Below are 20,709 nucleotides of genomic sequence, written 5' to 3'. Positions count from 1 at the left end.
GCTTCAGCCCTGCCGGTTGCCGAGCAGCGCCCGCATGCCGGCCTCCAGCGCCTCCATGCGCACCGTGAGGTTGGGTGCGGAGTCCTTGGCCATCTTCATGAAGCGCTCGAAGTCGGCCAGCACGCCGGCGCGGTCGGCATGGTGCATCAGCGCGCTGGCCAGCGCGGCCTGCAGCACCTGCACCTGGGCCACCAGCGCGAACTGGTTTTCCTTGAGCGCTTCGATGTGCTGGGCCTGCTCGGCCAGCTGGCGCCGGATGTCGTCGGACTGCATGCGCGCCAATGTAGCAGCCGCTACCCCTTTCAGGGCCGGCGCGCCGGCCCGGAGTGCTCTTCGAGCCTGCGGGCAGGGATCAGGCGCAGCGGCGATTCGGCACCCGGCTGGGCGTCCTGCACCGGCAGCGGCTTCGGGGCATGGACGGCCGCCGGCAGCGCCTGTGGCCGGGCGGAAGCCGTGCTCGCCCCGTCGGCCGCCCGGAGGGGCGCGTCGCTCTGCCCGGGGCCCAGGCCCTGCACCAGGGCCCAGGCCGCGGACGCCACCGCCAGCAGGCCCGCGGCCGCCCACGCCAGCCGCACCTTGGCGCGATCGCCCGGCAACTCGACCCGGCCCGGCTGGCGCGGTTCGCTGGGGCGTGTTCGCCCGTGGTCGTAGCGGGCCCGGCGGTCGGGGTCCGACAGGACCTCGTAGGCCTGGTTGATCAGGGCCATGGCCTCGGTGTCGGCGGCCTCGCCCCGGTCGGGGTGGTGCTGCTGCGCCAGGCGCCGCCAGGCCTGGCGCACGTCCTGCGCCGACGCCCCGGGGGCCAGCCCCAGCACGTCATACAAGGAGGGCTGGCCCTTTGCAGACATGAGGGTGGACCCTATCACGGTCCGGACCGTGGTGCATCCGGCCTTTCATGCCTGCCGGGGGGCGGCATCTTGGGCTGGTAGTCGCACCAGGCGCGCACGGCGCAGCGCCAGCACTGCGGCAGGCGCGCCACGCACACGTAGCGGCCGTGCAGGATCAGCCAGTGGTGCGCGTCCGCCAGGTAGGCGGCGGGCACGCGCTGCAGCAGCTTCAGTTCCACCTGCAGGGGATCCTTGCCGGGGGCGAGGCCGGTGCGGTTGGCGACCCGGAAGATGTGCGTGTCGACCGCCAGCGTCGGCTCGCCGAAGGCGACGTTGAGCACCACGTTGGCCGTCTTGCGGCCCACTCCCGGCAGCGCCTGCAGTTCCTCGCGCGTGCGCGGTACCTTGCCGCCATGCCGCTCGAGCAGCAGCCGGCAGGTCTCCAGCAGGTTGCGGGCCTTGGTGCGGTACAGGCCGATCGTGCGGATGTGGCCCTCCAGCCGGTCCAGGCCCAGGTCCAGCATGGCCCGGGGTGTCGGTGCGGCCGCGAACAGGCTGCGTGTCGCCTTGTTGACACCGACGTCGGTGGCCTGCGCCGACAGCAGCACCGCGGCCAGCAGCTCGAACACGCTGCTGTATTCCAGTTCGGACCGCGGGGAGGGATTGGCCGCCTGGAGGGTGGCGAAGAAGGGCTCGACGTCGGCGTCTTTCACGGCAGGGGAGTGTAGGTCGATGTTAAGGTCACTCGTGCATCCAGGAGGCCGCCATGCCCGCATTCGAGACCCTGTCGATCCGCAAGGACGAAACCAGCCCCCGCATCGCCCGCCTGGTGCTGAACCGGCCCGAGCGCCTCAATGCGATCGGCGAGGAGACCCCGCGCGAACTGCGGCAGGCGGTGGAGTGGGCCAATGCCGACGACGAGGTCCACGTGATCGTCGTCGAGGGCGCCGGCAAGGGCTTCTGCGGCGGCTACGACCTGACCGTGTTCGGCCAGGGGGAGGTCGACCACCCGTGCCAGCAGGAGCGCTTTCCGTGGGACCCGATGGCCGACTACGCGTACATGAAGCGCAACACCGAGGACTTCATGGCGCTGTGGCGCAGCCCCAAGCCGACCATCGCCAAGGTGCACGGCCACGCGGTGGCCGGCGGCAGCGACATCGCCCTGTGCTGCGACCTGCTGGTGATGGCCGAGGACGCACGCATCGGCTACATGCCCACGCGGGTCTGGGGCTGCCCCACCACCGCGATGTGGGCCTTCCGGCTCGGGCCGACGCGCGCCAAGCAGCTGATGTTCACCGGCGACACCATCGACGGCCGCACGGCGGCCGAATGGGGCCTGGCCAACGAATGCGTGCCGGCGGCGCAGCTGGAAGAGGCCACCATGAGGCTGGCGCAGCGCATCGCCGGCGTGCCGCGCAGCCACCTGGCCATGCACAAGATGGTGGTCAACCAGGTGATGCTGAACATGGGGCTGGAGCAGGCGCAGCAAATCGCCACGGTGTTCGATGGCATCACCCGGCACAACCCGGAGGGCCTGTGGTTCCGCCGTCATGCGCAGGCGGAAGGCTTCAAGGCCGCGGTCCAGTGGCGCGACAGCGGCCGGCCCATTCCCGAGGGCGACGAAGCGCGTGCGCTCATCGCCGAGCTCGACGCGAGGCAGGGGCGCCGGCAGCAGGGACAATGACGGTCGATCCGCGAAACGCGTTCCGCCGCCCACCATGCCGTTCGACTTCCACAACCCCTATCCCACCACGCGCATCCCCGTCCTCGCGCGCAACGTCGTCTCCACCTCGCACCCGCTGGCCGCGCAGGCCGGGCTGCGCATGATGTGGAAGGGCGGCAATGCGGTGGATGCCGCCATCGCCGCCGCCGCCGCGATGACGATCTGCGAGCCGGTCAGCAACGGCCTGGGCAGCGACGCCTTTGCCATCCTGTGGGACGGCCGCGAACTGCACGGCCTGAACGCCGCCGGACGCGCCCCCGCGGCCTGGACGCCGGACTACTTCCGCCGCAAGTACGGTGCCGCCGCCGCGAATCCGCCCAAGCGCGGCCCCGACTCGATCACGGTGCCCGGCGCCGTGGCCGGCTGGGTGGCGCTCTCGGAGCGCTTCGGCAAGCTGCCCTTTGCCGACCTGCTGGAGCCGGCCATCGAGATCGCCGAACGCGGCTACCTGCTGCCGGTGGTGGTGCAGCAGAAGTGGGCCGCGGCCACGCCCGAGCTGGGCTCGCTGCCGGGTTTCGCGCCCTCCTTCCTGCCCTGGGGCCGGGCGCCCCGGGTCGGCGAGCTGTTCCGGTTCCCGGCGGCCGCGCGTGCGCTGCGCGCGATCGCCCAGACCCGCGGCGCCGCCTACTACGGCGGCGAGATCGCGCAGGCGATCGAGCGATTCGTGCGCGAACACGGCGGCTCGATCACGGCCGCCGATTTCGCGAGCTTCAGGCCCGAATGGGTGCAGCCCATCGCCCGGGACTACCGCGGCTACACGCTGCACGAGATCCCGCCCAGCGGGCAGGGCATCGCCGCATTGATCGCGCTGGGCATCCTCAGCCGGTTCGACCTGGCCGGCTTGCCGGTGGACGGCGCCGAATCGCAGCACCTGCAGATCGAAGCCATGAAGCTGGCCTTCGCCGACGTGTACCGCTACTGCGCGGAGCCTTCCTGCATGGAGGTGACGGCCGAACAGATGCTGGACGACGCCTACCTGGCCGCGCGGGCCAAGCTGATCGACCGGCGCAAGGCGCAGGACTTCGGCGCCGGCAACCCGGCCCGGGGCGGCACCATCTACCTGACCGCTGCCGACGAGAACGGCATGATGGTCAGCTTCATCCAGAGCAACTACATGGGCTTCGGCTCCGGCGTGGTGGAGCCGGGCTTCGGCATCAGCCTGCAGAACCGCGGCCACGGGTTCAGCCTGCGCGAAGGCGCCAACCAGGTGGCGCCGGGCAAGCGGCCGTTCCACACCATCATCCCGGCCTTCCTGACCCGCCGGGTGGAAGGACGGGTCGAGCCCGTCATGTCCTTCGGCGTGATGGGCGCCAACATGCAGCCGCAGGGCCACGTGCAGACGCTGGTGCGCATGCTCGACTACCGCCAGAGCCCCCAGGCCGCCTGCGACGCGCCGCGCTGGCGCTTCAACGCCGGCCTGGAGATCAACGTCGAGCAGCAGATGGACAAGGCCACCGTGCGCGAGCTGGCCGCCCGCGGCCACCGCGTCGAGGTGATCGACGACAACTACCAGGACTTCGGCGCCGGCCAGTTCATCTGGCGCGCCGGCGACCCCAAGGTGGAAGGCTACGTGGCCGCCTCCGACTCGCGCCGCGACGGGCTGGCGGCCGGGTTCTAGTCCCGGGTCGGGTTCTCCTGAGGGGCCTTGCGCGGCCCCGACAGCGATCCGTGCGCGTCGGCGTAGGCCTTGGTGAACTCCGCCCCCAGCAGGAAGATCTGCGCGGCGTAGTACACCCACACCAGCAGGATCACCAGTGCGCCGGCCGCCTCGAAGGATTCGTTGACGCGGCTCTTGCCGATGTACAGGCCGATCAGCAGCTTGCCGACCTCGAACAGCAGCGCGGTGACGATGGCGCCCACCCAGACGTCGCTCCAGCGCACCGGGGCGGACGGCATCAGCTTGAAGATCGTCGCGAACAGGGCCGACAGGAAAACCAGCGACACCAGCAGGTTCAGCCCCTGCAGCAGCGCCTCCCAGCCCGGTACCAGCCCGCCGGCCCAGGTGCCCACCGACGCCAGCAACGCGCTGACCAGCAGCGACACCATCAGCAGGAAGGCCACCGCCAGGATCAGCCCGAAGGACAGCAGCCGCGCCCGCAGGATGCCCACGATCCCGGCCGGCTTGTTCGCCTCCGGCACCTTCCAGATCCGGTCCAGCGCGTTCTGCAGTTCGGCGAACACGGTGGTCGCGCCCACCAGCAGCAGGACGAAGCTGGCGAGGCCGGCGACCAGGCCGCGCTCGGTGTCGCTGTGCTGCGCCACCAGCCGCTCCACCATCTGCGCGCCCTGGGGGCCCACCATGCCCGAGATCTGGCCCGTGATCTCGCCCATCACGGCTTCGCGCCCGAACACGCCGCCGGCGACGGCGATCACGATCACCAGCAGCGGCGCCAGCGAGAACACCGTGTAGTAGGAGATGGCTGCGCCCATCGATGGCGCGTAGTCGTTGGACCAGGACTGGACGGACTGGATGCCCAGGCGCAGGAGGTGCTTGGGGTTGAGCATGGCTGGCTCCTTGTAGCGCGGCTGCGCCGGGGCATGGGTCGCCGGCCCTGCACCGCTGCCTCGGATATCGACGCGGCAGGGGGTAGTCCCGCGCCTACCCTCATCGGCAACCGCCACCGACAGGCATGGGCCACAGGCCGCAAAGAATGGTGATCGGCCGTGTCTCGAGCGCGTGTCGGGCACGCGCGTGGCCAGCGGTCGGACCCGGACCGTGGCTTCCGGTGGACGCAGGCCGAATGCCTCCCGGCCCATTTCCAAGGAGCAGCCCATGCCGACAGTGATTCGAGCATTCGACGACCGCAACGTCGCCCAGAGGGCCGTGGACAGGCTGGCGCAGTCCGGCTTCGATCGGCAGGACATCCACGTCGAGCAGCGCACCCCGTCGCACGGCACGACGAGCGCGCAGGAAGGCCGGGAGGACGGGGGATGGTTCAGCAGCTTCTTGCGTGACCTGTTCGGCACCGAGGACCAGGCCAACACCGGCCACGCCCATACCTATGACGAGGCCGTCCGCCGCGGCAGCTCGGTGGTGGTGGTGGAGGCCGGCGACTCGCAACAGGCCGAGCGGGCCGCCTCCTTGCTGGACGAGCTGGGTGCGGTGGACGTGGACGAACGGGCCCGCCAGTGGCGTGCCGACGGGTGGACGGGCGGGGCGCCGGTGAACAGGCCGATGCCCTGATGAGGCAGGGCAGGCCAGCCAGCAAGGACGACCCCCATGCATACCGCCCTGTGTACCTTCGACGACCGCGAAACCGCCGAGAAGGCGCGCGACCGGCTGCTGCAGGCGGGCTTCGCACGCCATGACATCCATTTGCAGCACCGCGGGCCCACCGACTCCGACAGCATGGGAGAGGACCCGCGCGCCTGGGACGGCACCGACCGCGAGATCGCCGCGGACCGCAGCGTGGTGGACAAGGTGGCCGGCTTCTTCGTGCGCCTGTTCGGCGCCGACGATCCGCAGCACCGGCACGAGGCCTGGTCCCGCGCGGTGGACAGCGGCCGCACCGTGCTGGTGGTGGACACGGCGGACGAGCAGCAGGCTCAGCGCGCCCGCGGACTGCTGCACGACCTGCAGGCGGCCGACGTGGGCGTCTACCACCGGCCGCGGCAGCTGACGGTCTACGACATCCTGAGCGTCGGCGACGAGGACGAGGATCCCGCGGCGCCGCGGCAGGGCGGGGTCGGGGACAAGCCTTCGCGCTGATTCCCGGCCGGGTTCGGGCAGGCGCGGCCGCGGATGGCGCGACAATGGGCGGTCGACCCGAATCCACAACGACCATGTCCCTGCCATTCGCCTCCCGCCTCGACAACGTCGAAACCTCCGCCATCCGCGAGCTGTTCAAGCTGCTGGGCAAGCCGGGCATCATTTCCTTTGCGGGCGGCTTTCCGGACAGCGCGATGTTCGACGTGGACGGCCTGCGCGAGGCCAGCCAGAAGGCGCTGGCAGAAGAACCGGGCGCGGCGCTGCAGTACGGGGCCACCGAGGGCTACGAGCCGCTGCGCCAGCAACTGGCGGCGTTCGAGCAGGGCAAGGGCGTGGCCGGCCTCGATCCCAGCCAGCTGATCGTCACCACCGGCAGCCAGCAGGCGCTGGACCTGCTGGGCAAGACGCTGGTCGGCCCCGGCGACAAGGTGATCGTGGAAGGCCCCACCTTCCTGGCCACCATCCAGTGCTTCCGCTTGTATGGCGCCGACCTCGTTTCGGCGCCGATCGACGCGCACGGCGTGCAGGTCGACCGGCTCGAGGCGCTGATCGCCGAGCACAGGCCCAAGTTCGTCTACCTGATTCCCACCTTCGGCAACCCGAGTGGCGCACTGCTGTCGCTGGAGCGGCGGCGCAAGGTGCTGGAGCTGGCCGTGAAGTACCAGACCCTGGTCGTGGAGGACGACCCCTATGGCGACCTGTACTTCAGCCCCGAGCCGCCGCCCCCTTCGCTGCTGGCGCTGTCCGGCGAAGTGCCCGGCTCGCGCGAGTGGCTGGCGCACTGCGGCAGCATGAGCAAGGTCCTGTCGCCCGGCCTGCGCGTGGGCTGGCTGGTGGCGCCGGCCGAGCTGCTGGCCAAGGCCACCATGTGCAAGCAGTTCAGCGACGCCCACACCAGCACCTTCGCCCAGGCGACCGCGGCGCAGTACCTCCGGAGCGGGCGCATGCCGCAGACCCTGAAGCACGTGCGCCGGGTCTACGCCGAGCGGGCGCAGGCCATGGGCGAGGCGCTGCAGCGCGAGCTGGGCGACGCGATCGCCTTCACCCAGCCGCAGGGCGGCCTGTTCTTCTGGGCGCGGCTCACCGGGGCCGGCGGCAAGCTGCGCGACGCCGGCGAGTTCGCCCGGCGCGCGATCGAGCAGGGGGTGGCCTTCGTGCCCGGCGCGCCCTTCTTCGCCCGGGACCCGGACACCAGTTCGCTGCGCCTGTCCTTCGCCACGGCCGGCGTGGACAAGATCCGAGAGGGCATCGCGCGGCTCGGCAAGGCGCTGTAGCGGGTGCCTTCGGGACCCGGCCCGCCAAGGAGGATCGCGATGACCACCAGGGTGTTCACGAGCGGGCGCATCCGGCAGGCGGACTACGACCCCGGCTCGCGCCAGCTGGACCTGCACTTCGACAACCGGTCGGTCCTGGCCTACAGGCACGTGCCGGAAGAGGTGTTCCGGCGCCTTTGCAGCGCTCCCAACCCGGCGACGTACTGGGAAGACCGCATCGCCGAGGAGTATCCCAAGGGCACGCCCAAGGCGCCTGCGGCAGGAACCGGCAGCAGGCCTCCCGGCGGCGTGTTCGGCGAAGGGAGCGACTAGATGGACGCGGCGACCCGCGCACCGGTCACCGGCCCGGGGGCCGGGCAGGACGCCGTGCCGTCCATGGCGCAGCAGTTCGGCCGCCTGCGCGCGGCCCAGGCGGCCGAACCCTGGCCCGAATGGGCTGCGCGCGCGGATCGGTTGCGCCGGTTGCTGCGCCTGGTGCGCGACCACGAACAAGCCATCGCAGCCGCCATCCACCAGGACTTCGGCAACCGCCCGGCCATCGAGACCGGGATGGTCGAGGTCTGGCCCAGCCTGGCGGAGATCAGGGGAGCGTTGCGGCACGGCCGCCGCTGGATGGCGCCGCGCCGCGCGAGCGTCGGCAAGTGGTTCATGCCGGCGCGGGCGCGCATCGTGCCGCAACCCCTCGGCGTGGTCGGCATCATCGTGCCCTGGAACTATCCGCTGAACCTGGCGGTGACGCCGCTGGCTGCGGCGCTGGCGGCCGGCAACCGGGCCATGGTCAAGCTGTCGGAATCCACGCCCGCGTACGGCGCGCTCATGCAGCGGCTGGTGGGTGAAGCGTTCGGCGCCGACGAAGTCGTGGTGGTCACCGGCGGGGCCGACGTGGCGGCGCAGTTCAGCGCGCTGCCGTTCGACCACCTGCTGTTCACCGGCTCGACGCCGGTGGGCCGCCAGGTGATGGCGGCGGCGGCACGGAACCTGACGCCGGTCACGCTGGAACTGGGCGGCAAGTCACCGGCCGTTGTGACGCCGGGCCACCCGATGGCACATGCCGCCGAGCGCATCCTCGTGGGCAAGCTGATCAATGCCGGACAGACCTGCATCGCGCCCGACTATGTGCTGGTGCACCGGCCCGAACTCGACGCCTTCGTCCAGGCCGCGCAGCAGCAGGCCCGGCGCATGTACCCCGGTGGACTGGCCGACGCCGATTACTGCAGCATCGTCAACGAGCGCCAGTACGCGCGGTTGCTGGCCGCCATGGCCGAGGCGCAGGAGCGGGGCAGCCGCGGCGTTCCCTTGTTCGCCGGGGCGCAGCGCAGCGACGCGCAGCACCGCCTGGCGCCGCTGCTGCTGGTGGACCCGCCGGCGGACACGCGGGTCATGAGCGAGGAGATCTTCGGCCCGGTGCTGCCGCTGGTGCCCTACGACTCGGTGGAGCAGGCCATGCGCTTCGTGCAGGAGCGCCCGCGGCCCCTGTCGCTGTACTGGTTCGACCGGGACCGGCCGCGCACCGAAACCGCGATGCGCGAATTGCCGGCCGGCGGCATGACGGTGAACGACGTGCTGCTGCACGCCGGCCAGGAGGACCTGCCCTTCGGCGGCGTCGGCGCCTCCGGCATGGGCCACTACCACGGGCGCTGGGGCTTCGAGACCTTCAGCAAGCTCAAGCCGGTGTTCCTGCAGTCGCGGGTGAACGCCTTGTCGCTGTTCCTGCCGCCCTACAGCCGGTTGGCGCGCACCCTGCTGCACTGGATGAAGCGGCTGTAGCGGGCGAAGCGCGGCCGCCGGCGGGGCGCCGCCGGCGCGTCAGCCGACGGCTTCCGTGTTCGCCGAATCCGGTTCGGATTCCTCCACCACCGCCACGCGCGGGCGCTGCAGCTTGATGTGCGCGGCCAGCCCGCCGGAAGTGGTGTTGGCCAGCGCGAAGATGCCGCCCATGCGCTGCACCGTCTTGTCGACGATGGCCAGCCCCAGGCCGGCGCCGGTGGCCGCGGTGCGGGCGGCGTCGCCGCGGAAGAACGGCTTGATCAGGTTGGGCAGCGCCTCGGGCGCCACGCCCATGCCGTGGTCGCGCACCTTCAGCAGGACCCATTCGTTGCGCTGCTTGGCGGCGATGTCCACCACGGCGATCCCGGTCTCCGGCGTCTTGCCGTAGCGGCGGGCGTTCTCCAGCAGGTTGGAGATGACGCGTGCCAGCTCCACCTCGTCGGCCAGCACGTACAGGCCCCTGGGCACGTCGGTGTTGATGCGCATGTCGCCGTGGTCCTGCACGGCGTACACGCAGGCTTCGACCACGCTGCGCAGGTTGACCGGCTTGAGCTCGGCATGGTCGGGGCGCGCGTAGTCGAGGAACTTGTCGATGATGGCGTCGAGCTGGTCGATGTCGGAGGCCATGTGCTCGCGCGCCTCCGGGTCGGCCACGCTCATCTCGGTTTCCAGCCGCAGGCGGGCCAGCGGCGTGCGCAGGTCGTGCGAGATGCCGGCCAGCATGACGGCGCGGTCCTGCTCGATCTTGGCGAGCTGCTGCGCCATCCGGTTGAAGCCGATGTTGACCTCGCGGATCTCGCTGGTCACCGCCTTCTCGTCCAGCCGGCTGGCGTCGAAGTCGCCATCGCGCACCCGGCTGGCGGCGAACGACAGCTGCTTGAGCGGCCGGTTGATCAGGCGAGCGATGAGGGCCGCGCCGGCCAGCGACAGGCCGGCCGCCGTGATCAGCCAGATCAGCCAGGTGCGGCCTCCCACGCGGGTGAAGCGATCGCGGTCCATCAGCAGCCAGTAGGCGTCGGAGTCGATCTTGAACCCGACCCAGAAACCCTGCTCGCCGTTCACCGCCGAGGCGAGGACCGTGCCCGGGCCCAGGCGCTTGACCAGCTCGTCGGCCACGCGCTCGTCGAGGGAAGCGGAGTCGAACACGACGTAGACGTCGGTCGGCTTGCTGGGCAGGATGCGGACGCCTTCCTGCTCGGCCAGCGTCTTGATCAGCGAGACGCGCGCGATCGCGTCGGAGTAGCGCAGCGCGGCCCGGCTCAGGTTCACCAGCGAGGCGATCTGCTGGGAGGTCTGGACCGCGCGCGGCTCGAACTCCAGCGCGCGGAAGGTCTGCAGCCAGGCCACGATCGAGCCGATCAGCAGCAGCGACAACAGGAAGAACGTGCGCCAGAACAGCGACAGGCCCACGCGCGGGCGCATCTCCAGCGGGGCCGGAGCCGTCTCGAGCGGCGCCGGTCCGGTGGCGTCGATGCTGGTCGAAACCCCTCGGATCATCTCGGACGACAAATGACGAATGACAGATGACCTCTCGGGGTCATGCGCCGCATTGTCGAGTGCGGCAGCTCACTTGTCATTCGTCATCGAAGCGCAGCGAGGTCATTCGTGATCAGCCCGCGCCGTCCGGCACGAACACGTAGCCCACGCCCCACACGGTCTGGATGTAGCGCGGCGCGGATGGGTCCAGCTCCACCAGCTTGCGCAGGCGCGAGACCTGCACGTCGAGGCTGCGGTCGAAGGGCTCGAACTCGCGGCCGCGCGCCAGCTGGGCCAGTTTCTCGCGCGACAGCGGCTGGCGCGGGTGGCGCACCAGCGCCTTGAGCATGGCGAACTCGCCGGTGGTCAGGGGCAGCTCGTCGCCGTTCTTGCGCAGGGTGCGGGCGCCCAGGTCGAAGGCGAAGGGGCCGAAGTTGACCACTTCGTTCTCGCTGGAGGGCGCCCCGGGCGCCTCCTGCGCCGGGCGGCGGCGCAGCACGGCGTGCACGCGGGCCAGCAGTTCGCGCGGGTTGAAGGGCTTGCCCAGGTAGTCGTCGGCGCCGACTTCCAGGCCGACGATGCGGTCCACATCCTCGCCCTTGGCGGTGAGCATGATGATGGGCGTGCGGTCATTGGCCGCGCGCAACCGGCGGCAGATGGACAGGCCGTCCTCGCCGGGCATCATCAGGTCCAGCACGATGAGATCGGCGGTCTCGCGCAGCATCAGCCGGTTGAGCGCCTTGCCGTCTTCGGCCAGGATGACTTCGAAACCTTCCTGCGTGAGGTAGCGCCTGAGCAAGTCGCGGATGCGGGCATCGTCGTCGACCACCAGGATCTTGTCGGTGCGGGCTGCAGCTTGTGTCATGATGCTCCAAAACGTATTTGTAACAGAGCCGATTCTGAAGGCCTTGTCCAGTGAAATGCAGCTATTTCACGGGTACCTGACACACTGTTACACAAATTGCGACGGCTGGGAGCGAATCACTTTTCCGGCGTGAACTCGGGCCGCCGGGAAACATCAAGTCCAGATGCAGATCAGCCAGCTCCGCCGTTGCCCGCCCATCCTCCTTTATGCCTTGCTGGCCTGCATGGGGCCCGCCCAGGCCCAGCTGGTGCCGGTGCCTGCGCCGGCGCCCGAGAACGTCGTCCAGCTCTCGGCTTCGGCCGTCGTCGAGGTGCCGCAGGACCTGCTGGGCATGCAGCTGGCGGTGACGCGCGAAGGGGCCGACCCGGCCCAGCTGCAGGCGCAGCTGAAGGAGGTGCTGGACCAGGCGCTGGCTGAAGCGCGCAAGGCCGCCCAGCCTGGCGCGCTCGAGGTGCGCACCGGCAACTTCCACGTCGGCCCGCGCTACGGGCGCGAAGGACGCATCACCTCCTGGGTGGGGACCGCCGAGTTGCTGCTGGAGGGCACGGATTTCGCGCGCATGGGCCAGCTGGCGGGTCGGCTGCCGGGCATGACCCTGACCGGTGCGTCGTTCCGGCTCAGCCGGGAGCGCAGGCTGCAGGCCGAACGCGAGGCCCAGGCGCAGGCGGTCGAGCGCTTTCGCGCCAAGGCCGGCGAGCTGGCCAGGGCTTTCGGGTTCGGCGGCTACGGCCTGCGCGAGGTGTCGGTCCATGCCCAGGACGAAGGGCCGCCGCCGCGCCCGCGGCCGATGGCGATGGAGGCCAGGTCCGCGATGGCCGACGCCCCGGTGCCGGTCGAAGCCGGCAAGTCGGCGGTGGCCGTCAACGTCTCGGGTTCCGTACAGCTTCGCTAGGCTGCGTCCGACAACCCGCCCGCGCGGCCTGCTCCTAAGCTCGGCCGCATGGAGGCCCTCAGCGATCCGGCAGCCGAACCGAAGGCCGACGGGGCCGGGCCCGAGCTGTTCCTGCTGGTCAACCCGGGTTCCGGCGCGACCGACCTGGCCCGCAAGCGCGAGATCCTGGAGTCGGTCTTCCGCGAAGCGGGGCGGCCGTTCCGGTTCGCCAGTCTCGACTCCACCGCCGACCTGTCGCGCGCCTGCGCTGCCGCGGCGGCGCAGGCATGCGAATGCGGAGGCGCGCTGGTGGGCGTGGGCGGCGACGGCACCCTGAACACCGTGGCCCAGGCGGCGTGGCAACACGACTGCACCATGGGCGTGCTCCCGCAGGGCACCTTCAACCTGTTCGCGCGCGAGCACGGCATCCCGCAGGAGCTGGAGGCCGCGGCCCGCGCGCTGCTGCGGTCGCGGCCGGAGCCGGTGCAGGTGGGCGAGGTGAACGGACACCTGTTCCTGGTCAATGCGAGCCTGGGGCTCTATCCGCAACTGCTGCAGGACCGCGAAGCCTTCAAGCAGCAGTTCGGCCGCCACCGCTGGGTGGCCGCGATCGCGGGGCTGAAGACGATCTTCGAATGGCGCCGCCAGCTCGCCCTGGAGATCGAGCTCGATGGCGAACGCACCGTGCTGCGCACGCCGACCCTGTTCGTCGGCAACAACCGCCTGCAGCTCGATCGCATCGGCATGGAGGCGCGCATCGCCGCGCGGGTGGGCGAGGGCCGGCTGGCGGCGCTGATCGCGCACCCGATCGGCACCGGCCGCATGGTCTGGCTGATGCTCAAGGGCGCCTTCGGCCGGCTGGGCGATCCGGAGCAGGTCGACTGCTTCGCCTTCCGCACGCTGACGGTGCGGGTGCTGGGCCGGCGGCGCATCCGGGTCGCGGCGGACGGCGAGGTCGACGTGCTGGCCGCGCCGCTGCGCTTCTCGGTCGCCCCGCGGCCGCTGCGCCTGCTGTTGCCCCGGCCCGAGGACCGGGTGCCGGTCGAATGAGCCTGTTGCTGCACGTCTCCGACACGCACTTCGGCACCGAGGACCCGCCGGTGGTGGCCGCCCTGCAGCGGCTGGCGACGGCGCTCGCGCCCGACGTGCTGGTCCTCAGCGGCGACATCACTCAGCGCGCCCGCCGTGCGCAGTTCGCCGCGGCCCGCGCCTTCTGCGATTCGCTGGGGGTCGCGCGCCTGCTGGCGCTGCCGGGCAACCACGACATCCCGTTGTTCAACCTGCCCGTGCGACTGCTGGATCCCTACCGCGGCTACCGCGCCGCTTTCGGTGCCGAGCTGGAGCCGGAACTGGAAGGGGACGACCTGCTGCTGCTGGGGGTGAACACGACCCGGCCCGCGCGGCACAAGAACGGGGCGGTGTCGGCGGCGCAGGTCGCCCGCGTGGTCCGGCGCCTGCAGGGGGCGCGGCGCGAGCAGCTGCGGGTGGTGGTCACGCACCAGCCGGCCTGCGTGATGCGCGAGGAGGACGAGCACGACCGGCTGCGCGGCGGCCACGCGGCCCTCCAGGCCTGGTCAGCCGCCGGCGCCGACCTGGTGCTGGGCGGGCACATCCACCTGCCGTACCTCGCCGACGCCGGCGCGCGCGTGCCGGACACGCCCCGGGCGCTGTTCTGCGTGCAGGCCGGCACGGCCGTGTCGCGGCGGGTGCGGCATGGCTCGCCCAATTCGGTGAACGTGGTGCGATGGTCGGCGCCAGCGGCCGGCGATGCGCGCCAGTGCCGTGTCGAGCGCTGGGACTACGAGCTGGCCCAGGACCGCTTCGATCGCTCGCACGAGCAGCTGCTGCAGCTGGCGGAATGAGCGCCTGCCGGCAATGGCAGGCTCACTGCGCGGCCCAGCCGCCGTCCATGTTCCAGGCCACGCCGCGCACGTTGTTGGCGGCGGGCGAGCAGAAGAACACGGCGAGTTCGCCCAGTTCCTCGGGGGTGGTGAACTGCAGCGAGGGCTCCTTTTCGCCCAGCAGCGCCTTCTTGGCCTCCTCGTTGCTCAGGCCGCCGGCCTGGGCCCGGGCATCCACCTGCTTCTGCACCAGCGGGGTCAGCACCCAGCCGGGGCAGATCGCGTTGCAGGTCACCCCGGTGGTGGCGGTTTCCAGCGCGACCACCTTGGTCAGGCCGACGATGCCGTGCTTGGCGGCGACGTAGGCCGATTTCTCGGCCGAGGCCACCAGTCCGTGCACCGAGGCGACGTTGATGATGCGGCCCCACCCGGCCGCCTTCATGGCCGGCAGCGCCAGCCGGGTCGCGTGGAAGGCGCTGGACAGGTTGATGGCGATGATGGCGTCCCAGCGCTCCGGCGGGAACTCCTCCACCCTGGCGACATGCTGGATGCCCGCGTTGTTGACCAGGATGTCCACGCGGCCGAACCGGTCTGCGGCGAACCTCATCATGTCGCCGATCTCGGCCGGCTTGCTCATGTCGGCGCCGTGGTAGGCCACCTGGGCACCCAGCCCCGCGACTTCGGCCCTGGGTCCCTCGGCATCGCCGAAACCGTTCAGCACGATGTTGGCGCCCTGGCGTGCAAGGGCCTTGGCGATGCCGAGGCCGATGCCGCTGGTCGAGCCGGTCACGAGGGCTGTCTTGCCGCTGAGCATGGGAAGTCTCCGAAGGGGGTTGGTAGGATGCGATGGACTCGTGCGTGCCGGGTCCGGCACGCGACGGCGCGAAGTATCGGATGATTTTTCCCATGGCGTCTCCTACGCTCGACTACGTACCTTGTGCCGACGCGGACGGCGGGCACCGCATGGCGTACTGGACCTGGGGCGATGCCACCGCTGCGCGGGTCATCGTCTGCGTGCACGGGCTTTCGCGGCAGGGCCGCGATTTCGACGTGCTGGCGCAGGCGCTGCTGGCGGGCAGCGGCGGGCCGCTGCGCGTGGTCTGCCCCGACGTCGTGGGCCGCGGCCGCAGCGACTGGCTGAAGAACCCGCAGGGCTATGCGCTGCCCACCTATGCCGCCGACATGCTCGCCATGCTGGGGCAACTGCAGGCCCGGTCGCCGATCCAGGACCTGTCCTGGTGCGGCACCAGCATGGGCGGGCTGATCGGCATGGCGGTGGCGGGCACGCCCGGCCTGCCGCTGCCGGCGCCGGTGCGGCGCCTGCTGCTCAATGACGTCGGGCCGGTGATCCAGTGGCAGGCGATCGAGCGCATCGGCGCCTACCTCGGCCAGGCCGGGCGCTTCGCCAGCTTGCAGGAAGCCGCGGATGCGATGTGGCGCATCTCCAGCAGCTTCGGCCCGCACACGCCCGAGCAGTGGCTGGCCCTGTCGCGGCCCATGGTGCGGGAGCTGCCCGGGGGCGGCCTCACGCTGCACTACGACCCGGCCATAGGCGTGCCGCTGCGCGCCATGACGGCGCAGGAGGCCGAGCAGGGCCAGGCCGCGCTGTGGGCCCTGTACGACGCGATCACGGCCCGGACCCTGCTCACGCGCGGTGCGCAATCGGACCTGCTGGCGCGCGAAACCGCCCTCCGGATGACGCAGCGCGGCCCGCGCGCGCAGCTGATCGAGTTCGAGGGCGTGGGCCACGCACCGATGTTCGTCGTGCCCGACCAGGTCCAGGTCGCGGCCTCGTTCCTGCTGCAGCCATGAAGCGGCAATCGGTCGAGCCGGCGGAGAGCGGCGCGGTTCCCGAACTGATCGCCGCGGCCGAACAGGCGCTGCCGCGGCAGGCCCATGCGCTGGCGCGGGCGCGCGCCTTTGCCGAGCCGCTGATCGCCGGCGAGACGCTGGACACCGGCGAGAACACGCTGGCCCACGCGGACGGCGTGGCCGGCATCCTCAAGACCATGGGCGGCTCCGAGGCCATGCAGGCGGCCAGCTACCTCGTGTATGCGTGCCAGCACCTGCACCAGCCCAAGGAGGTGATCGCCAAGGCTTTCGGCGAGAGCTATGCCGCGCTGGCACTGGAGACCACCGCGCTGGTGCGCGTGCAGCGCCAGGCCCGCTCTTCCGGCGACGAGGCCGACCGGACCGGCGAGGTTCCGCAGGACCAGACCGAGAACGTGCGCAAGATGCTGCTGGCGTTCTCGCGCGACCTGCGGGTGGTGATGCTGCGGCTGGCTTCCCGGCTGCAGACGCTGCGCTGGCACGCGGCGCGCAAGACCGTGCCCACCCCGGGCGTTGCCCGCGAGGCGCTGACCATCTTCGCGCCGCTGGCCAACCGGCTGGGCGTGTGGCAGATCAAGTGGGAGATGGAGGACCTGGCCTTCCGTTTCCTGGAGCCGCAGACCTACCACCAGGTGGCGCGGCTGCTGGACGAGAAGCGGGCCGAGCGCGAGGCGTTCGTCGAGGAGCTGCGGCAGCGGCTGGAGCGGGAGCTCAAGGCCCAGGGCATTGCCGCGCAGGTGCAGGGGCGGCCCAAGCACATCTACAGCATCGTCAAGAAGATGCGCGGCAAGTCGCTGGACTTCGAGGAGGTGTTCGACATCCGCGCGCTGCGCGTCATCGTGCCGGAAGTGCGCGACTGCTACGAGACGCTGTCCTGGGTGCACGAGCAGTTCGAATCGATCCCGTCCGAGTTCGACGACTACATCGCCAGGCCCAAGCCGAACGGCTACCAGTCGCTGCACACGGTGGTGCGCGACGAGGCCGGCCGCGCGATCGAGATCCAGATCCGCACCCAGGCCATGCACGAGCACGCCGAGCACGGCGTCGCGGCCCACTGGGCCTACAAGGAGGCGGGCGCCAAGGGCTACGGCGGCGTGACGGCGGCGGGCGAGTACGACGCCAAGCTGGCCGTGCTGCGCCAGCTGCTGGCGTGGGAGCGCGACCTGGCGGGGGCGGGCAAGGGCCTGTTCGAGGACCGCATCTACGTGCTGACGCCCAACGCCCAGATCGTGGAACTGCCGCAGGGCGCCACCCCGGTGGATTTCGCCTACACCGTGCACACCAGCCTGGGCCATCGCTGCCGCGGCGCCCGGGTGGACGGCGCGATGGTCACGCTGAACACGCCGCTGCAGAACGGCCAGACCGTCGAGATCGTGGCGGCCAAGGAGGGCGGGCCCTCGCGCGACTGGCTCAATCCGGAACTGGGCTTCCTGGCCGGCCACCGCTCCAAGTCCAAGGTGCGGGCCTGGTTCAACGACCAGGCCAAGGCGGAGACGCTGGCGCGCGGCAAGGAGGCGGTGGAAAAGCTGCTGCAGCGCGAGGGGCGCACCGCGCTCAAGCTGGGGGATCTCGCCGCGCAACTCGGATTCAGGACGGCCGACGACCTGTTCCTGGCGGTGGGCAAGGAGGAGTATTCGCTGCGCCAGGTCGAGGCCGCGTTCAGGCCGGCCGAGCCGCCGCTGCCGCAGGACGAGTACCTGCTGCTGAAGAAGCCGCGGCCGACCGAGAAGTCACCCACCGGCGGGGTGCTGGTGGTCGGCGTCGGTTCGCTCATGACCCAGCTCGCGCGCTGCTGCAAGCCGGCCCCGCCCGACGAGATCGCCGGCTTCGTCACGCGCGGCAAGGGCGTGAGCGTGCACCGGCGCGACTGCAGCAACTTCCGCGAGATCGCCGGGCGCAGCCCCGAGCGCGTGATCGAGGTCGAGTGGGGCCGGCCGAAGGCGGGCGAGTCCGCGATGTACCCGGTGGACGTGGCGGTGGAGGCGACCGACCGGCAGGGCCTGCTGCGCGACATCTCGGAGGTGTTCGCCAAGGAGAAGATGAACGTCGTCGGCGTGCAGACGCAGTCGCTGCGGGGTACCGCCTGGATGACCTTCACGGTCGAGATCGCCGACTCGAACCGTCTCGCCCGGGTGCTCGGCCTCGTGCTCGACGTGCCCGGCGTGGTGACCGTGCGGCGGCGCTGAGTCGGCCGGTTGCCCTCTGCTACAATCCCGCCTCTCGAACGACATTCAGGCGCGTAGCTCAGCTGGTTAGAGCACCACCTTGACATGGTGGGGGTCGTTGGTTCGAGTCCAATCGCGCCTACCATTCTTCCGACTGCCGCCGCCGCACCGTAGGGTAAACCTGTGGGCGTGCGCCGAGGCGGCCTTCCTAGAATCTTTTGCACTGCGGCACGCGCGCTCGCAACGGCGCGGCCGCGGAGAATCCAGGAGGAGTGCCCCTCGTGCAAAGCAAGAAAGCCGCCACAGCCGCGCCGGCGCGGCGCGTGATCAAGAAGTATCCAAACCGGCGGCTGTACGACACCGACACCTCCACCTACATCACGCTGGCCGAGGTCAAGCAGCTGGTGATGGAGAACGAGCCGTTCGTGGTGCGCGACGCCAAGAGCAACGAGGACCTGACGCGCAGCATCCTGCTGCAGATCATCCTGGAGGAAGAGGCGGGCGGCGCGCCCATGTTCAGCGAGGCGGCGCTGGCCAACATCATCCGCTTCTACGGGCATGCAGCGCAGGGCTTCATGGGCGCCTACCTCGAGAAGAACGTGCAGGCGTTCACCGACATCCAGGCCCGGCTGGCCGAGCAGTCCAAGCAGATCACGCCGGAGATGTGGTCGCAGTTCATGAACATGCAGAACCCCCTGATGCAGGGCCTGATGGGCAGCTACGTCGAGCAGTCGCGCACCCTGTTCGAGAAGATGCAGGAGCAGATGCAGAAGCAGACCGAGCAGATGCTCGGCGCCTTCATCGGCAAGCGCTGAAGCGGCCCGCCGGGCTGCGCGCCCGAGCCACGCCCGGCGGCAGGACACGAGTCCGCGCCGGCCACCGTAAGTCCCCTCTGGGACAATCCAGACCATGAGTGAATCCCCCATCGCCGAGGCGGCCCCCAAGGTGGGCTTCGTCAGCCTCGGCTGCCCCAAGAACCTGACCGACTCCGAGCTGATCCTCACCCGGCTCTCGGCCGAGGGCTACCGCACCTCGAAGACCTTCGAGGGCGCCGACCTGGTGATCGTCAACACCTGCGGCTTCATCGACGACGCCGTCAAGGAGAGCCTGGACACGATCGGCGAGGCCCTGGCCGGGAACGGCAAGGTCATCGTCACCGGCTGCCTGGGCGCGCGCGCCGGCACCGGCGGCGGCAAGCTGGTGCAGCAGGTCCATCCCTCGGTGCTGGCCGTCACCGGCCCGCAGGCCACCCAGGAGGTGATGGACCACGTGCACACGCACCTGCCCAAGCCGCACGATCCGTTCGTGGACCTGGTGCCGCCGGCCGGCATCAAGCTGACGCCGCGGCACTACGCCTACCTGAAGATCAGCGAGGGTTGCAACCACCGCTGCACCTTCTGCATCATTCCCTCGATGCGCGGCGACCTGGCCAGCCGGCCGGTCGGCGACGTGCTCAGGGAGGCGCGCGCACTGTTCGAGTCCGGCGTCAGGGAGCTGCTGGTGGTCAGCCAGGACACCTCGGCCTACGGCGTGGACCTGAAATACCGCACCGGCTTCTTCGACGGCCGGCCGGTGAAGACGCGCACGCTGGAGCTGGTGCAGGCGCTGGGCGAACTGGCGCAGCCGCACGGCGCCTGGGTGCGGCTGCACTACGTGTACCCGTATCCGTCGGTGGACGAGATCATTCCGCTGATGGCGACCGGCGCCGTGCTGCCCTACCTGGACGTGCCCTTCCAGCACAGCCACCCGGACGTGCTGCGGCGCATGAAGCGGCCGGCCAGCGGCGAGCGCAACCTGGAGCGCATCCGCGCCTGGCGCCAGGCCTGTCCCGAGCTGGTGATCCGCAGCACCTTCATCGCCGGCTTCCCCGGCGAGACGGAGGCCGAGTTCGGGCACCTGCTGGACTTCCTGCGCGAGGCACAGATCGACCGGGCCGGCTGCTTCGCCTACAGCCCGGTCGAGGGCGCGGCCGCCAACGAGCTGCCCGGCATGCTGCCGCCCGAAGTGCGCGAGGAGCGCCGGGCGCGCTTCATGGCGGTGGCCGAGGAAGTCTCGGCGGCCCGGCTGCGGCGCCGAGTCGGCGCGACCATGCAGGTGCTGGTGGATTCGGCGCCGGCACTGGGCCGCAAGGGCGGCGTGGGCCGCAGCTACGCGGACGCGCCGGAGATCGACGGCACCGTGCGGCTGCTGCCGCCGGAAAAACTGAGCAAGCAGCTCAAGGTGGGGGAGTTCACGCGGGCGCGCATCGTCGCGACCGACGGCCACGACCTCGTCGGGGTGCCGGTCTGACCGCGGCCGGCACCGTACCCTGCAACGCGGCCAGCGGCCGCGGCGCACCGCCAACGAAAAAGCCGGCACGAG

The 20,709-nt window shown here is 70.9% G+C and carries 21 protein-coding genes and 1 tRNA gene; 15 read left to right on the top strand and 7 right to left on the bottom strand.

Translation table 11 applies throughout. From position 1 onward, the window contains the following. Positions 1-3: 3 nt before the first annotated feature. Genes V6M57_RS10695 through nth form a run of 3 tightly spaced genes read right to left on the bottom strand, consistent with a single transcriptional unit; the run spans position 4 to position 1,540 of the window. Complete coding sequence (locus tag V6M57_RS10695; RefSeq protein WP_332814972.1) at positions 4-273, bottom strand: hypothetical protein; 270 nt, start codon at positions 271-273, stop codon at positions 4-6. A gap of 29 nt (positions 274-302) precedes the next feature. Continuing rightward, entirely contained in the window at positions 303-848 is a 546-nt protein-coding gene (locus tag V6M57_RS10690; RefSeq protein ID WP_332814971.1) for a J domain-containing protein, read from the bottom strand. Between the two features lie 14 nt (positions 849-862). Then, complete coding sequence (nth, locus tag V6M57_RS10685) at positions 863-1,540, bottom strand: endonuclease III (RefSeq protein WP_332814970.1); 678 nt, start codon at positions 1,538-1,540, stop codon at positions 863-865. A 53-nt stretch (positions 1,541-1,593) separates the two neighbouring features. Here nth and V6M57_RS10680 point away from each other — a divergent pair, with 53 nt between their 5' ends. After that, positions 1,594-2,511 carry a crotonase/enoyl-CoA hydratase family protein gene (locus tag V6M57_RS10680; protein WP_332814969.1) on the top strand — a complete coding sequence of 306 codons (918 nt, stop codon included), beginning with the start codon at positions 1,594-1,596 and terminating at the stop codon, positions 2,509-2,511. 34 nt (positions 2,512-2,545) lie between these two features. Next, positions 2,546-4,168: a gamma-glutamyltransferase family protein gene (locus V6M57_RS10675; RefSeq protein WP_332814968.1), complete on the top strand. Its 1,623-nt coding sequence runs from the start codon at positions 2,546-2,548 to the stop codon at positions 4,166-4,168. Here V6M57_RS10675 and V6M57_RS10670 read toward each other — a convergent pair. Next, on the bottom strand, positions 4,165-5,055 hold the full coding sequence (locus tag V6M57_RS10670) for a YihY/virulence factor BrkB family protein (RefSeq protein ID WP_332814967.1): 891 nt from the start codon (positions 5,053-5,055) through the stop codon (positions 4,165-4,167). The two genes, V6M57_RS10675 and V6M57_RS10670, sit on opposite strands and share 4 nt — an antisense overlap. Positions 5,056-5,323: 268 nt before the next feature. Here V6M57_RS10670 and V6M57_RS10665 point away from each other — a divergent pair, with 268 nt between their 5' ends. The 5 genes from V6M57_RS10665 (at position 5,324) to V6M57_RS10645 (ending at position 9,300) form a co-directional block, all read left to right on the top strand. Next, a complete protein-coding gene (locus V6M57_RS10665; RefSeq protein ID WP_332814966.1) occupies positions 5,324-5,734 on the top strand; it encodes a hypothetical protein in 411 nt (136 codons plus the stop codon). A gap of 36 nt (positions 5,735-5,770) precedes the next feature. Continuing rightward, a complete protein-coding gene (locus tag V6M57_RS10660) occupies positions 5,771-6,259 on the top strand; it encodes a hypothetical protein (protein WP_332814965.1) in 489 nt (162 codons plus the stop codon). Between the two features lie 80 nt (positions 6,260-6,339). Beyond that, complete coding sequence (locus tag V6M57_RS10655; protein ID WP_332814982.1) at positions 6,340-7,533, top strand: aminotransferase-like domain-containing protein; 1,194 nt, start codon at positions 6,340-6,342, stop codon at positions 7,531-7,533. 39 nt (positions 7,534-7,572) lie between these two features. Continuing rightward, positions 7,573-7,845, top strand: coding sequence for a KTSC domain-containing protein (locus V6M57_RS10650; RefSeq protein ID WP_332814964.1), 273 nt, complete (start codon positions 7,573-7,575; stop codon positions 7,843-7,845). 63 nt (positions 7,846-7,908) lie between these two features. Then, a complete protein-coding gene (locus tag V6M57_RS10645; RefSeq protein WP_442968815.1) occupies positions 7,909-9,300 on the top strand; it encodes a coniferyl aldehyde dehydrogenase in 1,392 nt (463 codons plus the stop codon). 39 nt (positions 9,301-9,339) lie between these two features. Here the strand turns inward: V6M57_RS10645 and V6M57_RS10640 are convergent, their stop codons facing one another. Together V6M57_RS10640 and ompR are read right to left on the bottom strand one after the other, a co-directional pair. Beyond that, complete coding sequence (locus V6M57_RS10640; protein WP_332814962.1) at positions 9,340-10,797, bottom strand: sensor histidine kinase; 1,458 nt, start codon at positions 10,795-10,797, stop codon at positions 9,340-9,342. Positions 10,798-10,909: 112 nt separating this feature from the next. Next, positions 10,910-11,641, bottom strand: a complete 732-nt coding sequence (gene ompR, locus V6M57_RS10635) for an osmolarity response regulator transcription factor OmpR (RefSeq protein ID WP_332814961.1) — start codon at positions 11,639-11,641, stop codon at positions 10,910-10,912. A gap of 223 nt (positions 11,642-11,864) precedes the next feature. On the opposite strand from ompR, the gene V6M57_RS10630 reads away from it, so the two are divergent. The 3 genes from V6M57_RS10630 to V6M57_RS10620 are packed head-to-tail and all read left to right on the top strand — an operon-like array spanning position 11,865 to position 14,374. Continuing rightward, positions 11,865-12,533 (top strand): SIMPL domain-containing protein, encoded by a 669-nt coding sequence (locus tag V6M57_RS10630; RefSeq protein ID WP_332814960.1) that lies wholly within the window; start codon positions 11,865-11,867, stop codon positions 12,531-12,533. Positions 12,534-12,581: 48 nt separating this feature from the next. Continuing rightward, positions 12,582-13,562, top strand: coding sequence for a diacylglycerol/lipid kinase family protein (locus V6M57_RS10625; protein ID WP_332814959.1), 981 nt, complete (start codon positions 12,582-12,584; stop codon positions 13,560-13,562). Further along, positions 13,559-14,374 (top strand): metallophosphoesterase family protein, encoded by an 816-nt coding sequence (locus V6M57_RS10620; RefSeq protein WP_332814958.1) that lies wholly within the window; start codon positions 13,559-13,561, stop codon positions 14,372-14,374. The genes V6M57_RS10625 and V6M57_RS10620 overlap by 4 nt, the downstream gene beginning before the upstream one ends. Positions 14,375-14,396: 22 nt before the next feature. On the opposite strand, the gene V6M57_RS10615 is transcribed toward V6M57_RS10620, so the two are convergent. Then, on the bottom strand, positions 14,397-15,167 hold the full coding sequence (locus V6M57_RS10615; RefSeq protein WP_332814957.1) for a 3-hydroxybutyrate dehydrogenase: 771 nt from the start codon (positions 15,165-15,167) through the stop codon (positions 14,397-14,399). 92 nt (positions 15,168-15,259) lie between these two features. Between V6M57_RS10615 and V6M57_RS10610 the strand changes: the two genes are divergently transcribed. From V6M57_RS10610 to rimO, 5 genes are all read left to right on the top strand, one after another. Next, on the top strand, positions 15,260-16,165 hold the full coding sequence (locus V6M57_RS10610) for an alpha/beta fold hydrolase (protein ID WP_332814956.1): 906 nt from the start codon (positions 15,260-15,262) through the stop codon (positions 16,163-16,165). After that, complete coding sequence (locus V6M57_RS10605) at positions 16,162-18,369, top strand: RelA/SpoT family protein (protein ID WP_332814955.1); 2,208 nt, start codon at positions 16,162-16,164, stop codon at positions 18,367-18,369. Before V6M57_RS10610 ends, V6M57_RS10605 begins: the two co-directional genes overlap by 4 nt. Positions 18,370-18,416: 47 nt before the next feature. Continuing rightward, positions 18,417-18,493, top strand: a tRNA-Val gene (locus tag V6M57_RS10600). A 136-nt stretch (positions 18,494-18,629) separates the two neighbouring features. Then, complete coding sequence (gene phaR / locus V6M57_RS10595; RefSeq protein WP_332814954.1) at positions 18,630-19,163, top strand: polyhydroxyalkanoate synthesis repressor PhaR; 534 nt, start codon at positions 18,630-18,632, stop codon at positions 19,161-19,163. Between the two features lie 94 nt (positions 19,164-19,257). Continuing rightward, positions 19,258-20,637: a 30S ribosomal protein S12 methylthiotransferase RimO gene (rimO, locus tag V6M57_RS10590; RefSeq protein WP_332814953.1), complete on the top strand. Its 1,380-nt coding sequence runs from the start codon at positions 19,258-19,260 to the stop codon at positions 20,635-20,637. Positions 20,638-20,709 lie beyond the last annotated feature (72 nt).

Origin of the sequence: Ramlibacter sp. (assembly GCF_036676645.1) — a bacterium.
Lineage (GTDB): Bacteria > Pseudomonadota > Gammaproteobacteria > Burkholderiales > Burkholderiaceae_C > Ramlibacter.
The sequence above is the reverse complement of the archived record's forward strand: the minus strand, read 5'-3'. Positions and strand labels throughout refer to the sequence as shown.